The organism is Corallococcus sp. M7, from assembly GCF_054512695.1.
Genome location: NZ_CM137252.1, coordinates 4,229,559 through 4,243,355 on the forward strand (window position 1 = coordinate 4,229,559; position 13,797 = coordinate 4,243,355).

The following is a 13,797-nucleotide window of genomic DNA, read 5'->3' on the forward strand; positions in this document are numbered from 1 at the left end:
GGACGGCACCGGCGGCGAGGCTGTGATTCCGAACGGAAATAAAACAAGCCCCACGGGGCGGCTGCCCCGTGAGGCCTGTCGGAAGTCACCGGCCTTGGACCGGGAACCGCCGCATGCGTGTGATTACTTGAGGGTCCGGTTGATGCGCTGCACCTCGTGGTCGTGGACCGTCACGGCGTCGAGGATGAGGTTGGCGTACGCCTGGGCCGCGGTGGCCGGCGTCTTGTTCACCCCGCTCGGACCGTTGAGGTAGAGGTCGAGCGCGCCCACGCTGACCTTCCACTCGTCATTCAGTTGGGCCGGGGCCTTCTTCAGGCACTGGAGCCCGGCGTCGATGATGGTCTTGCAGTACTCCTGCCACTGCGTGTTGCACGCCTGCCAGGCCTTGTGCTGCGTGGTGGTGGAGCCGGGGGGCGGGTACAGCGGGCTCCAGGACTCACCGCGGCCCAGGTGCGTGGAGGAGGCCGGGTGGCCGGTGGCCTCCATGAAGATGCTGCACGGGAAGCACGAGGCCAGCTTCGTCGTCTTGTTGCCCACGGCGATTTCGTACGGCGTGCCGGGGTTGTAGGGCGTCTTCTTGTTCGGGCTGAGGTCGTTGGCCAGCTTGTGCACGTGCACGTCGTAGATGGCCTGGATCATCCCGTGCGTGTACGCGCAGATGTCATGGCCGCGCTGGGGCGCCGGACCCTCGAAGTGCATGCCCTGCTGCTTGATGCCCTGCTTCGACGGGTCGCGGTCCTCGTGGTCCTGGATCGCCTCGGGGCCAATCATCCCCCAGACCCGGTCCGGCGGCGCCTCGGGGGGATGCCACCGCCGCCCGTAGGTGATGTCGAACGGCACGTTGTGGCGGAAGGTGCTCATCAGGCCGGTCTGCCCATCCGTCCGTCCGTCGATGAAGCCCGTGTAGGCGCCGCGGCCCTGGTAGCCCAGCTTGTCCGCGGTGTCCGCCTGGGTGGCCAACTGGAACAGCCTGTCGGCGGTGCCGGCCGGCAGCGGCGGGTCGTAGCGGTAGGGGTCGTTGGGGTTCTTGTCGCCACTGCCGCCGGTGATGCGGCCACCGGTCGTCCAGATGGGCGTCGTGCCCAGCTCCACCTTCTGGTCGGGCTTGAGCCCCGCCGCCTGCAGCAGCCGGTTGAGCTTCTGGATGGCGGAGAGGTGGGTGGGGTCCACCGGCTTCTCCCGCAACTGCTGCTCGGTCAGCTTGTGGGCGTCCTCCACCTCGAAGTCGACCCGCGCGTGCCGCTTGTTCGCATCCGCGTTCGTCAGACGGCTCCACGCCCATCCGAGCACCGCCGCCGTCATGATGACATCCGCGTCCTTGGTGTACTGCGTACCCGGGCTCAGGATGCCCTGCTGTTTCACCAGGCTCATCGAAGACCTCTCCCTCTGGAGCTTTGAGCGCCCGCTCCAATAGGCGTTGGAGCCAGGACGCGGAGCCGGAGCCCGTTGTGAAGGAGGCAGACGTCACACGACCGCCACAATCCCCGCCGAGGGCGTGTCACCGGCGTGTGTTACACGGAATTCCTCACCTGGAGACCCCCCCATGCATCTACGTGCCCTTGCATTGACCTGCTTCACCGCGCTCGCGGCCTGTGACAACGCCCCTGTCGACGAAATCTCTCCGGAGTCCACGGAGGAGATGGGTGTCAGCACCGCCGCGGAGACGGCGACCCGTCTCTACGCAGCGGTGGGCGACAACACCCTGAGCTTCGAGACGCTCGGCACCTTCGAGCAGCGCGACGGCGTGCGCGCCCTCATCCTCCACGCCACCGCGAACCGCTACCTCGCGGACGTCCTCAGCTTCGTCCCGGACGACGCCTTCGGAGAGGCGAACGTCATCAGCGAGCGCCGCTTCGAGATCGTCCTCCACGAGGGCCACGAGCTCAACACGGTGCTCTCCGGGCTGCCGCTCTTCGTCAAGGTCACCACCAACACGGGCACGCCGCGCTCGTACACCGCGCGCATCGTGGTGGCGCCGCGCTTCTATGACTTCCGCGGCGACTCGGGCATCTGGATCGACGAGGCGGTCACCCCCCGCTACGTCGTCCAGGGCAACGACAACCTCCTCTACCGTGGCCACGCCTCGGTCTCCGGGTACGTCGATTGGCTCTCCGTGACGGCGCCGGACGGCATCCCGTCCGTCTACGGCCGGCCCAACTACAAGCTCGACTGGACGTACACGAAGCTGCACCAGGCCATCGACCCGCACACGGTCCCGCTCGCCTTCAGCGCGGGTGGCGACAACGGCGCGACGATGCAGAAGACCGCCCGGCTCGTGGCGCGCGTGACGGAGTTCGCGCTCACGGACGGCGACGCCTACGACGTCTGGCCCAGCCCGCCCTGCGACCCCGTCGTCTCCGCCTGCTACCAGTCGCAGCCGGCGGGCACGACGGACTTCAGCCAGTGCGGCACCTACCGCCAGGTCCTGCGCTGCACGTACTAGCCGCTCAGTAGGTTGAAACATGCGGGTGGCGAGACGGGCAATATCGCCACCTGCATCGCTGACACGTCAACGCCACAGCCGTGACATGTCAGTGGCATGTCAGCCGGAGTGTATCGGCCGGTGCCCCCGAGGCGCCCCGGCACTCCAGGCACTGGCACGGGCCCTGCTGTCTCGCCGCATGTCTCGGCCGTTTCATGCGCGGACCCAAAGGACTCTTCGTGCCCACGTCCCACACCTCTTGCTCGAACAACGCCATTGCTCCCCAGCCCCTTCATCCAGAGACCTGGGGCCTGACGCGAGCCGAAGGCGGGCTGTGCCTGGAAGGAAGGTCGCTCGCGAGCCTGGCGCAGCGCTGGGGGAGCCCGCTCTTCGTCGTCCATGGCGCGCGGCTCGCGGAGAACGTCCGGCGCTTCCAGCAGACGCCCGAGGGCCGGCTGCGGGGGGCGGAGATCTTCTATTCGTACAAGACCAATCCGATTCCCGCCGTGCTCCAGCGGCTGGCACGACTCGGGGTGGGAGCCGAGGTCGTCTCTCCGTACGAGCTGTGGCTCGCCCAGCGGCTCGGGGTCGCGTCCGACCGGATCATCTACAACGGTCCGGGCAAGACGCCGAGCGTGGCCCGCACGGTGGTCCAGAGCGATCTCCTGCTCACCCACCTGAACCATCGCGAGGAGATCGCGCTCGTCGCGGCGGCCGCCGCGGAGCTCGGGAAGCGCCCCCGGGTGGGCATGCGCGTGGCCACTTCGGACAGCTGGTCCGGCAAGTTCGGCATCCCTATCGCCGGAGGCCAGGCGCTGGCGGCCTACGAGGAGGCGATGATGCACCCCTCGCTGCGGGTCGTCGGGCTGCACGCGCACCGGGGCGTGGCCATCGCGGATGCCGAGACGCTGGAGCGCTTCGTTCAAGAGGTGTTGGAGTTCTGCGACACGCTGCACGACCGGCTCGGGCTCGACGTGGAGATGCTCGACCTCGGTGGGAGCCTCGCGGTCCCGACGGTGCTGCCTCTTGACGACTCTCCCGTGCCGCTCGCGGAGCGGGTCCAGCGGAGGCTCTCGATTGAACGGTACCTGGCGCTGCTCATCGGCAGGGTCGAGGTCCACTTCCGCCGCGCCGGCCGTCCCGTGCCTCGCATCTTCCTGGAGCCCGGACGCGCGATGACCGGGAACACCCAGCTGCTGCTCTGCCAGGTCAGCAGCCTCAACGCGGCCGGAGCCGGGCCCGCGCACGCCATCCTGGATGCTGGCGAGAACATCGCCCACATCCTGCACCGCGAGTATCACGAGATCTTCCACGTCGAGCGTTGGGGCGAATCCCCCAGCCAGACGTACTCCCTCGACGGCCCCACCTGCAGCCCCCTGGACCGCCTTCGGACGGAGATCGAGCTCCCTCGGCTCCAGGTGGGGGACACGCTCGCGGTCATGGACGCGGGGGCCTATCTGGTCTCCTTCTCGAACTCCTTCTGCTTCCCGCAGCCCGGCATCGTGATTCTGGACGAGGGCCGCGCGACGCTCGCCCGTCGCGCGGAGACCTACGAAGACATGATCGACCGCGACCTCGCCGCGAACGACGCCTCCCGATGAGCGCCCAGCCCCTGTTGGCGCACCCGCCGCGGGACGAGCCGTCCTGCGTGCTGAAGGGTGCTGTCGTCGCGCTCTCGCACGGGCGCATCGAGGTGACGTATCTCGCGCCGGGGGAGCCGCCGCGGATCGCCGTCGCCGGTAATCCCCTGGCGATCGAGGCCACGCTGCCTGCCCGGAGCACGGCGGCGTATGCCCTCTTCGCCGGCCTGGACAGCCTCCTGATCTCGGATCGCGATGCGCGGCGGGCGATCCTCGTCCCACGCGATGGCATGTCGCTGCTGGAGGGGCAGGCCCCGCTCTATGTCACGGGCCCGGATCCCAGGCACGCGGGCCGCTTCCGCGTGGAGGCCCACCGCGCGTCGGCTCCCACGAGCGTGTTGTATGTCGCGCAATCCTTCGGGCACACGACGGGCTGGGTGCCGGCCGTGCATGGCGCCCTCGCCAGGCTCCCGGACCCCATCCCGTTCACCGCGGCGATCCGCCGGCAGGAGGACGCGGCGTACGCGCGCCGGAAGGTCGGGAACGCCGAGGGGTTCCACGTCGTTCCGCTCCACTACAGCGATGCGGAGTCGGGGACCGTCACGCCGGAGGACGTCGCCAACGTCTCGCGACCGGAGCTCATGAACCGCGAGGCCGCGCTCCTGTGGCTCGCGGTCAACCGGGAGCTGGCCCGGGCCAGCGCGGGCGCGGCCGCCATCGTGAACGACTGCCGGCCGGAGACCTGGATCCTCCACCAGCTCGCGGAGCATGCGCAGCGCAAGGAAGTCCCCCTGCACGCCGTGCGGTACGCGTTCGAGGAGTTCGACTGGCTTCGTCAGCGGATTCTCCAGACGGACGAGGCGGCGGTGGCGCCGGGAATGGCCGAGCTCGTGGCCGCGTCCGCCCCGGCGATCCACACCCGGCGCGAGCTCCGGGATGCGCTGCGGGCATCGGGCATCGATGCGCGGCGCAACCCCTCGGTCGACTTCGAAGCCTCGAGCCGGGAGCTCATGGCCGCCGTGCCGGAGAGCGGCACCCTCTGGTATCAGGCCATCAACTGGCGTGACTGGCTGTCGCTGGAGTCGGGCCGGCAGCCCTACGTGGTCATCCCGCCGCTCGGCCAGGCCAGCGCGCTCTCCCCGGAGCAGGCCGCGGAGAGGGCAGGGGCCGTCCTGGCCCGGCACTCGCCGACGCTCCAGCACCTCTTCACCCCGAGGGACTCTCGCGGCGTCGTGCTCGTGTCACAGGGCAACGGCTTCTCCACCTGCAGCCGTCGGCACTGGCGCGCGATGCTGGAGCTGGCGGCGAGGATGGAGGGGGTGCACTTCCTGTTCGCGGGAGGGAGCGCGGAGGATCGCGCGTGGCTGGCGCTCGAACTCGAGCGCTCGCGGCCCGGGAACGTGACGCTGCTCGGATGGATCGACGAGCACTGGAGCACGTTCCTCCGGGCACTGGGCGCCAAGCCCCAGGCGACCTTCGTCTGCCGCCCGGGCCTGAGCAGCATTGGCGCCGCGCTGGTGAACGGCATTCCGCCGCTCCTCATGCCGCCCGATCCCCTGGTGGGACCGGACGGCGCCGTGGACGCGATCACCGCGGAGGTGGCCATGGAGCGCGCGGTCTACGCGTTCCAGCTCGAGCGGCTGTATGCCAGCCAGTGCGCGACACACCGGGACTCGCCGCTGCCGGTGCTCATCAACACCCTCGGCGGTGAGCCGGAGCGGGCGCTGGCCACGCTGCGCCGCGCGGTGGACCCCGCCATCCAGTCGCGCCAGCGGGCGGCCATCGCCGGGTACTGCGATGGGTCGCGCGTCGCGCACCTCATCGCGAGCGTGCTCACGCGCGAAGCGGCCTCCGGCGCGCTGCCCATCCAGTGCAAGCGACGGATGCGTGACCAGGAGCTCGCCAGCCAGCGTGAGCCCTTCGTCGCACTCCCATCGACAGACACCCTCGCTTCGCGGGGGCTCGCACATCCATGAGCAACACCATGCCCGCACATCCTGGAGTACCCCGAGACTTCTACGAGCTGCGGCTGTCGCAGCTCTGGTCCAACGTCCTGCACCGTGACGACGTCGGGATGAAGGAGGACTTCTTCGCCCTCGGCGGAGACCCCACCAGGGCGGAGGCCCTCGTCGCCGAAATCTCGGCGCGGTTCGACACCCCGCTCTCGATGGAGGCGTTCCTCCAGGCGCCGACCATCGAGCGCGTCGGCTGCCACCTGCGCGCGCGGTCGACGAAGCTCAACGAGCAACCCGTCGTCCCGCTCCAGCCGAACGGCTCGAAGCGCCCCTTCTTCTTCGTGCCGAGCGGGGAGGGGAACGTCTTCAACTTCCACGCGCTCGCGCGCCGGATGGCGCCGTGCGTCACGCCCACGGGGGGATGGGAGGAGGTCTCGACGCAGCCGCCCCGTGTCCGGGAGCTCCCGGGCAACCACGTCACGCTCGTCACCGAGCCCGCCGTGGACCGCCTGGCGCGCGAGTTCCTGGCCGCGATCGCGGAGGCACAGCCGTGAGCCACCCATCCGACCTCGTGAGAACGACGATGCCCCAGCGCTACATCCCCCCTCGGGATGCCTACGAGCTGCGAGTCTCGCGGATCTGGGCGGACCACCTGCGCCGGGATGCCCTCGGCATCGGGATGAAGGATGACTTCTTCGCCCTTGGCGGAGACCGTGCCGGGGCGGAGGCCGTCGTCGCCGCAGTCTCGGCCCGGTTCGACGCCCCGCTCGCCCTGGAGGCATTCCTCGAGGCGCCGACCATCGAGCGTATCGGGGGCCTGCTGCGCGCGCGTTCCCGGAAGCTCAACGTGCAGCCCCTCATCCCGCTCCAGCCGAACGGCTCGAAGCGCCCCTTCTTCTTCCTGCCGGGCGGCGAGGGGACCCGCTCAACGCCTATGCGCTGGCGCGTGGGATGGGACCGGATCAGCCCCTCTACGGCCTCCAGACCCGGGGCCTCCATGGCGAGCGCGCGCCGTTCAAGCGCATCGAGGACATGGCGGCCGACCACATCGACACCATGCGCTGGGTGCAGCCGCGCGGGCCGTACCTCCTGGGAGGCCATTGCTCCGGCGGAATGGTCGCGCTGGAGATGGCCCTGCAGCTTCAACGCAGAGGGGAGCGGGTGGCCGTGCTCGCCGTGTGCGACGCCTGGTCGCCGGCCAATCTCAACCTCCGCATGCCGAACGAGACCTTCCTGACCGACCTGGTCGAGTTCTACTCCATCGTCGCGGCGGGCTTCCGGTACTGGTTCGACGTGGACGTCGGGCTGGAGAGCGACGAGATGCGGGCCATGGATCCGCGCCAGCGCATCACGCACTTCATGGAGCTCGCCAGGAGGCACGGGGCCTATCCACCGGACGAGCCTGACGCGCGCATCGAGCACATCCTGGCGCTCTATCGCGCCATCAGCGATTCCGCCTACGTGCCGGCCGAACGCTTCCGGGGGCCCATCACCTTCCTGCGCGCGATCGACAGCAAGTTCTGCGAAACGGTCACCGAGGGCTGGGAGGACCTCACGACCCAGCCGTTGCGCCTGCGCATGGTCCCGGGCAACCACGTCTCGCTGCTGACGGAGCCGCACGTGCAGGCGGTGGCGAACGAGCTGCGCGCCGCCATCGCGGAAGCGCAGGTGTAGTGCCGTCAGGTTCAGCCGGGTTGACCTGACAGGCGCCCTATAATGCCCCCATGAGTGAGCCTGTCAGCGTCTGGGCATCCGCTAGGTCTTCGTCACGGTCTCACGCAGAGGGCTTGCCCGCGCCGCTGCTTGAGGGACGCTCAGGTCTTCTCATAAATTTCGACCAGTTCTTTCGCGAACCCTTCAGCCGCCTCCGCAGGGATCACGTGCAGCATCGGATCGAGTGCCATGCCCGGCATTGGCCTATCAAGGACCAGTAGTGCGCCGCTCCTGTTTGCATTGAGTTTCTGGAAGCCTTCACAGCCCCGTACCCATTCAAGTTTCGCATTGACCTTGGAGTGGAAGGACTCAGCGTCGTCCGGTCCGACTTTTGAGATAACGTTCCTTATGGCGCTCTCAGTAAAGGGAAGCCCCAGTACCTTGCACTCGATCGCAAACAGATGACCCGATGGTCTATGAAGAGCCAGGACATCCAACTCGCCAGGGCATTTTGGGACGGTCAAGTTGCGGAGCAGTCGCTTCTCACCGCCAAGGTCCCACACTCCCGCCTCATTCAGTTGTCCCGCTTCAAATCCTGCTTTTCGGAAGGCCGCGCACACCCTCTCCTCCAGTGCCGAGGAGATTTTTGATTGGAATACAGATTCGGGTAGGGGAACTCCTCCCTGGTGTACATACCGCATTGCGGATGCTTCAACGAACCACGAGATTGAATCAAAAATAAGTGGCCCTGCTGTCGCGAAGAGCTCGTCAGAACGGGTGAACCGCATGATCGGCCGCTCAACCACCAGGCCACCTATGGCACCGCCTGAATTGCGCTTCTCGAACCACTTGCGCTGCCAGAACAGCGACTCAACGATTGGCTGCATTTCTTCTTGTCCGATTTTTTGCGAGACAAACTCGGCTGAGACTTGAAATTCAAATCTGCCCAGGATGGCGACTCCAATATCGGTCGACATGACCTGGTGTCTTGTGCCGACAGCTGCCATCAGCAAGAGGAAGCGAGCAAGCATCCCACGCCAGAAGTCCATCGCGCTGCCCTGAGGCACGGCTGCAAACAGGGTTCCTGAAAATAGTTGAATCCGCGCCGGGTCTTCACCGTCGAGAGCCTGCAGGATTGCGCCAAGTGTTTCGCCTGGAGACACGAACAGCCTCTTCGTGCTGGCCGTGGTTCTGTAAGGCGAATCAATGGAGTTCATAGTTGAAGAGAGGTGTCTCAACATCTGGTCCGCGCGGCTGCTGGAAGCAAGAAAGCCGCTTGGGGTGAGTATTACCCCTTCGTTCCCATCGTCGCCCGCAAGGACAATCGCCTTTCTGGCGAGTTCGATCTCGTAGAGAAGGAACGCTGCGCGAATGGCCCTGATGTGGCTCGCGATAGACGCAGAGCCCGAATCACCCGCACTCCAGACCCGGGGCCAGATGCGCTCAAGGGCGACCTTTGCGCCGATTCCGATCCATCGCTGCGATTCGACAAACTTATTGTAGTACACGCGTGCTCCGAGCTCCATGAAGCTCGGGATTGCGAGGTCGGTACGCAAAGACAGTGCGTCGATAAAGCCGGCGATGCGTTTGACTGCACTACGGCATTCTGCCTCGGAGCGGAGCACAATCTTGTCCATGCCGAGACACTCGCGCAGCGCGGTCCGCAGCGATGGAGCGCCTTGCAGATCCTTGAGGATCGCCACTGCGTGTTCTTCGGCTTGTCGATAAAGTCGTGAACGTTCAAAGTACGCGGCATCTCGACTCACGGAAACTCCTTGTCCAGGGGCGTCAGTCTCCACGAAATACGCGATCAGCATGTGCCGTAAAGGGCAGAGGCTGGGTCGCGCTTGTCGTAGCGCGTCGCAACTTGCTTACGTCGCGGCCCGTGTAGCGCCACCTCGCGCAGCGCCTCCAGTCCCTGCGCGAAGTCCTCCGTCAGCATGTAATCCGCGTAGCCCCGAAAGCTCGGGTTGCGCCAGGCCGCGTTGGGCGAGTCCTTGCGCGCACGCCGCAGCCCGCCGAGCGCTGGCAGGTGCAGGTGCTCGACCCCCACCCGTGCCAGCGTCCTTCCCAGCACGTCCACGTTGAACTGCGGGTTCGTGCGGGAGCGCGGCACCGTGCGGATGTCCACCAGCGTCCGTACGCCGTTCGCCCACAGCATCTCCACCAGCTCCTCAATGGGGCGCGTGGAGTGGCCCAGCGCGAACACCTGGACACGCCGCCCCAGCCTCGCGCCCGCCTCGGCATCTCCATCGCCGCTTCGCCCAAGCCGCGCCCCTTGAAGCTTCAGTCCCTTCAATGTTGGACCTGGGCCGACACCCGACAAGGCATCCCGCCGCCCAGGCCTCGGTCCGGAAGGGGGGCCGCGCTCAGGGGCCGGAGAGCAGGACGCTGCCCGGCCGACCGCTACCACTCGGCCCGTCAGCGCGTCCTCCTACTCGGAGGGTCGAGGATGCAGGGCGTCATCGAGTCCGTCCTGCTCAACGACACCTGGGAGTGGGACGGCACGAATTGGGAGCAGAAAGCCCCCGCCGCTGCTCCCAGCGCGCGCATGCGCCACGGGCTGGCGTACGACTCGGCGGGTCAGCGCATCGTTCTCTTCGGGGGGCAGAACTGAGAAGTGACGGCATGAACGTCGAACTCAACGACACCTGGGAGTGGGCCCCCCAAGGCGCCTCTCCCTGAGGTTGAGCAGCGGCCCACGGGGTGTCACTCACCGGACGAGTGGTTCGTCGCCACCGGGAACCGCATGCGCTTCCATGCGTGAGTGCCAGGCCAAGACCCAAGCGGAGGGTGTGGTTCAGTCTGCGGAGACTCCCTTGGGCAGTGGCTTTGGGCGACGTGTAGTTCCCCATGACAGTAGAGCGACATCGGGGACAATTCGGCGTGACGGAGCCGTCAGCGCGTGGAGCTGCTGGAGTGATGTTGAAAACGTCCAGCAGCCCGGTGCAGAAGGCGCGCGGCGGCCCGAAAGGCGCGCTCACCCGGGAGAAGGTATGTTTCGCACGTTGTTGACCGTCACGCTGGCGCTGGCCCTGGGCTGCGCCACGCAGGAGGAGCCCTCGCCGGCTCCCACCGCGCCCCCGGCCCTCGCAGGGGCCGAGTCCACGCCGTTGAAGGAGAAGGTGTCCCGGCTCAACGCCCGGCTGCGCCGGGGCCAGCAGGCGGGACTGCCGCCGCTGTTGCGCGAGCGCGCCGAGGCGCTGGGCTCCCTGATGGACCTGGACGCGGGCGCCGCGCTGGCGTTGGCGCTTCCCGAGTCCGTGCGCACAAGCCTCGCCCGGAAGCAGCCGTCCGCGGCGGCGCTGCTGGAGGCACGCGGGGAGTATGAAGGGGAGCTGGAGGTGCTCGTCGCCGACAACCCGGCGCGGACGGAGGCGCGCACGGAGCACTTCCTGCGCGTGAAGGGCGAGCGGCTCCAGGTGCGCTTCGCGAATCCACCGTCCGGGGATTTGCGCAGCGGCCTGCGCGTGCGCGTGCGGGGCCTGAAGCTGGCCGCGCGGCTGGCGGCGGAGGACACGGAGGTGGTGCGCCAGGCGCTCTCCGCCACGTCCGCGTGCGGCACCACGGGGGACCAGCGCTCCCTGGTCATCCTCGCCACCTTCCCGGGGCAGCCGCAGACGCTCACCGCGCAGCAGGTGCGCGAGGTGTTCTTCTCCACCACGCAGCGCTCGCTGACGCGCTACTGGCAGGAGGCGTCCCAGGGCCGCACCAGCGCCAGCGGCGACGTGGTGGGCTGGTACACGCTGAACCGGGGCTACTCGTGCGACGAGTCGGACGCCATGCGCGTGGCCGCCATCGCCGCGGCCGACGCGGACGTGGACTTCCGGCAGTATGACCGCATCTTCATCGTCCACCCGGAGGCGACGGGCACCAACTGCTCCTACGGCGGCCTGGGCACGCTGGCGTGCTTCACGCAGCAGACGCAGGACGGCCCCATCACCGCCTCCACCGCGTGGCTGCGCGCCGAGTACATGAGCCCCAATGACCTGGGCGTGGAGTTGGTGACGCACGAGGGGGGCCACAACCTCACGCTGCATCACGGCAGCTCGCGCGACTTCGGGGCGGAGCCCCTGGGCCCCGTGGGCACGTGGGGCACGCTCACCGAGTACGGCGACAAGTTCACCGCCATGGGCGACTGGAACCTGGGCCACTACGCGGCACCGCACAAGGTGCGCGCCGGTTGGCTGGAGCCGAGCGCCGTGGCCACGGTGGACGGCACGGACGGCACCTTCACGCTGTCCCCGCTGTCCGCGCCCATGGGCAGTGGCCTGCAGGCGCTGAAGGTGCGCCGCGGCTTCTATGGCGATGGCTGGCTGTGGCTGGAGGCCCGCCGGCAGGTGGGCGACTACGACGTCAGCTTCTTCCCCTCGCAGGTGTACGACGGCGCATTGGTGCACTACGAGGACGCGTCCACGGGCAGCTACACGCACCTGCTGGACTTCACGCCGGAGACGTCCGCGTGGTGGGACCCGGCCCTCCTGCCCGGCACGTGGACGGACCCGTACACCAACCTGCGCCTGTCGGTGGACGCCGCCACGCCCGCGGGCGTCACGGTGAGCGTCCACTACGAGCCCGTGCCGTGCGTGCGCGCGCCGCCGACCGTGACGTTCGACACCTGGTACGACTACGCCGCGCCGGGCTGGCAGGTGGACAGCGGTCTCACCCTCACCAACAACGACACGGTGGGCTGCCCCGCCTCCACCTTCGCGCTCTCCACGTCGCTGCCCGCGGGCTGGCCGACCACGAACCTTCCGGCCAGCATCACCCTGGAGCCCGGCATGCAGCGCTTCCTCTACTTCACCAAGGAGGTGCCTGCTGGCATGCCATACGCCACGTACACGGTGGATGTCTCCGTCGCGCGTGACGGCGAGAGCGTCACCGAGGATGACACGCTGGATGTCGTCGCGCCGTGCCAGCAGGCGCCCATCGAGGTGCGCTTCGACCGGGCCTCGCAGACGGTGAGCGCCGGGGACACGGCCGCCTTCGGCGTCACCCTCGTCAACCACGACTCGCGGGCGTGCGGGTGGTGGTACTTCGAGCCCGCGTCCACGCTGCCCGCGGGCTGGGCCACGGACCATGATCCGTTCGGCTTCGACATCGAGCCCGGCGGCTCGTTCGAGCTCACGATGTACAAGACGGTGCCCACGGACGCGCAGGGGACCTACGCCGTGGACCTCCAGATTCTGCGGGACGGCTATGTGGTGGAGACCACCGCCACGGCCTCCGTCACGGTGAACCCTTGCGTGCGCTCGGCGCCGACGCTCAGCGCGCTGCCGTCGACGGTGGACGTGGTGCCAGGGGGGACGGGGAGCTACACGCTGTCCGTCACCAACCACGACGCTGCGACGTGTGGAGACTCCACGTTCACACTGGCGCTGGATGCGGACCCGTGGGGCTCGGTGTTCTCCGCGCCCTCGCTTACCGTGGCGCCTGGGGCCACGGCCACCACGACGCTGACGGTCACCGCGCCTTCGAACGCGGGCGCGGGCAGCCGCTCCTTCGAGTTGGGCGTGCTGCGTGACGGGGTGCCCGTCGGTGGAGCGCAGGTGGAGGCGCGCGTGGTGTGCGTGCCCCGGGGGCCGTCGGTGGGCCTCACGCCGGCCTTGGCCACCGTGGAGGCGGGCAAGCCGCTCACCGTGACGATGACGGTGATGAACAACGACAGCACGGCGTGCGCCGCGAGCAGCTTCTCTCTGGGCACCACGGCACCGTCGGGCTGGACGTCGGTCCTGTCTCAGACGTCGCTCTCGCTGGCCCACGGCGCGGTCGGACAGGTGACGCTCACCGTGACGCCTCCGCAGACGGCGTCCGGTCGCTTCACGGTGGGCGGGACGGCTTCGCACACGGGCGCGAGCACGGCGCTGGGCCGCTTCACGGTGGACGTCACTCCGCTGCCGCTGAAGGCCACGCTGTCGGTGCCGGCGCTCGTCTACAAGCGCAACGGTCTGGTGCCCCTCACGACCTTCGTGACGCGGGGAACAGGCGCCGCGCAGGCCAGCGTACAATTCAGTGTGCTCCGTCCGGATGGCCTCATGGACGCGCTCACCGTGTCCACGGATGTCAAAGGCAAGGCGGTGTGGAGCTACGTGGCGCGCGTGCCCGGTGCGCACTCCGTCACCGCCACCGCCACCGCGGGCACGGAGACGGTCACCAGCAACACGGTGGGCTTCACCGCGCAGTGACG

At 68.3% G+C, this 13,797-nt stretch carries 10 protein-coding genes and 1 pseudogene; 8 read left to right on the forward strand and 3 right to left on the reverse strand.

All coding sequences use genetic code 11. From position 1 onward, the window contains the following. Positions 1–123: 123 nt before the first annotated feature. Complete coding sequence (locus tag ACX114_RS17265) at positions 124–1,371, reverse strand: hypothetical protein (protein ID WP_459299191.1); 1,248 nt, start codon at positions 1,369–1,371, stop codon at positions 124–126. Between the two features lie 172 nt (positions 1,372–1,543). On the opposite strand from ACX114_RS17265, the gene ACX114_RS17270 reads away from it, so the two are divergent. From ACX114_RS17270 to ACX114_RS17295, 6 genes and pseudogenes are all read left to right on the forward strand, one after another. Then, the gene (locus tag ACX114_RS17270) at positions 1,544–2,443 is read left to right on the forward strand and encodes a hypothetical protein (protein WP_459299192.1); all 900 of its coding nucleotides are present in this window, start codon (positions 1,544–1,546) and stop codon (positions 2,441–2,443) included. A gap of 218 nt (positions 2,444–2,661) precedes the next feature. Beyond that, positions 2,662–4,023 carry a diaminopimelate decarboxylase family protein gene (locus tag ACX114_RS17275; protein ID WP_459299193.1) on the forward strand — a complete coding sequence of 454 codons (1,362 nt, stop codon included), beginning with the start codon at positions 2,662–2,664 and terminating at the stop codon, positions 4,021–4,023. Further along, positions 4,020–5,978, forward strand: a complete 1,959-nt coding sequence (locus ACX114_RS17280; protein WP_459299194.1) for a hypothetical protein — start codon at positions 4,020–4,022, stop codon at positions 5,976–5,978. The genes ACX114_RS17275 and ACX114_RS17280 overlap by 4 nt, the downstream gene beginning before the upstream one ends. Positions 5,979–5,986: 8 nt before the next feature. Further along, the gene (locus ACX114_RS17285; RefSeq protein WP_459299195.1) at positions 5,987–6,511 is read left to right on the forward strand and encodes a thioesterase domain-containing protein; all 525 of its coding nucleotides are present in this window, start codon (positions 5,987–5,989) and stop codon (positions 6,509–6,511) included. A gap of 125 nt (positions 6,512–6,636) precedes the next feature. Continuing rightward, positions 6,637–6,714: pseudogene (locus tag ACX114_RS17290) on the forward strand (hypothetical protein); the annotation flags it as partial. A 194-nt stretch (positions 6,715–6,908) separates the two neighbouring features. Next, positions 6,909–7,631 carry a thioesterase domain-containing protein gene (locus ACX114_RS17295; RefSeq protein WP_459299196.1) on the forward strand — a complete coding sequence of 241 codons (723 nt, stop codon included), beginning with the start codon at positions 6,909–6,911 and terminating at the stop codon, positions 7,629–7,631. Positions 7,632–7,771: 140 nt separating this feature from the next. Here the strand turns inward: ACX114_RS17295 and ACX114_RS17300 are convergent, their stop codons facing one another. Further along, entirely contained in the window at positions 7,772–9,376 is a 1,605-nt protein-coding gene (locus tag ACX114_RS17300; protein WP_459299197.1) for a hypothetical protein, read from the reverse strand. 44 nt (positions 9,377–9,420) lie between these two features. Continuing rightward, positions 9,421–9,819 (reverse strand): DUF488 domain-containing protein, encoded by a 399-nt coding sequence (locus ACX114_RS17305; RefSeq protein WP_459299198.1) that lies wholly within the window; start codon positions 9,817–9,819, stop codon positions 9,421–9,423. 243 nt (positions 9,820–10,062) lie between these two features. Here ACX114_RS17305 and ACX114_RS17310 point away from each other — a divergent pair, with 243 nt between their 5' ends. Both ACX114_RS17310 and ACX114_RS17315 read left to right on the forward strand, forming a co-directional pair. Continuing rightward, positions 10,063–10,227 (forward strand): hypothetical protein, encoded by a 165-nt coding sequence (locus ACX114_RS17310; protein ID WP_459299199.1) that lies wholly within the window; start codon positions 10,063–10,065, stop codon positions 10,225–10,227. A gap of 379 nt (positions 10,228–10,606) precedes the next feature. After that, complete coding sequence (locus ACX114_RS17315; RefSeq protein ID WP_459299200.1) at positions 10,607–13,795, forward strand: NEW3 domain-containing protein; 3,189 nt, start codon at positions 10,607–10,609, stop codon at positions 13,793–13,795. Positions 13,796–13,797: the final 2 nt, after the last annotated feature.

Bases quoted from the DNA above. Each gene is read 5' to 3' on its own strand.
- ACX114_RS17265 (WP_459299191.1), bottom strand. From the start codon at position 1,371: ATGAGCCTGGTGAAACAGCAGGGCATCCTGAGCCCGGGTACGCAGTAC.
- ACX114_RS17270 (WP_459299192.1), top strand. From the start codon at position 1,544: ATGCATCTACGTGCCCTTGCATTGACCTGCTTCACCGCGCTCGCGGCC.
- ACX114_RS17280 (WP_459299194.1), top strand. From the start codon at position 4,020: ATGAGCGCCCAGCCCCTGTTGGCGCACCCGCCGCGGGACGAGCCGTCC.
- ACX114_RS17285 (WP_459299195.1), top strand. From the start codon at position 5,987: ATGCCCGCACATCCTGGAGTACCCCGAGACTTCTACGAGCTGCGGCTG.
- ACX114_RS17295 (WP_459299196.1), top strand. From the start codon at position 6,909: ATGGGACCGGATCAGCCCCTCTACGGCCTCCAGACCCGGGGCCTCCAT.
- ACX114_RS17310 (WP_459299199.1), top strand. From the start codon at position 10,063: ATGCAGGGCGTCATCGAGTCCGTCCTGCTCAACGACACCTGGGAGTGG.
- ACX114_RS17315 (WP_459299200.1), top strand. From the start codon at position 10,607: ATGTTTCGCACGTTGTTGACCGTCACGCTGGCGCTGGCCCTGGGCTGC.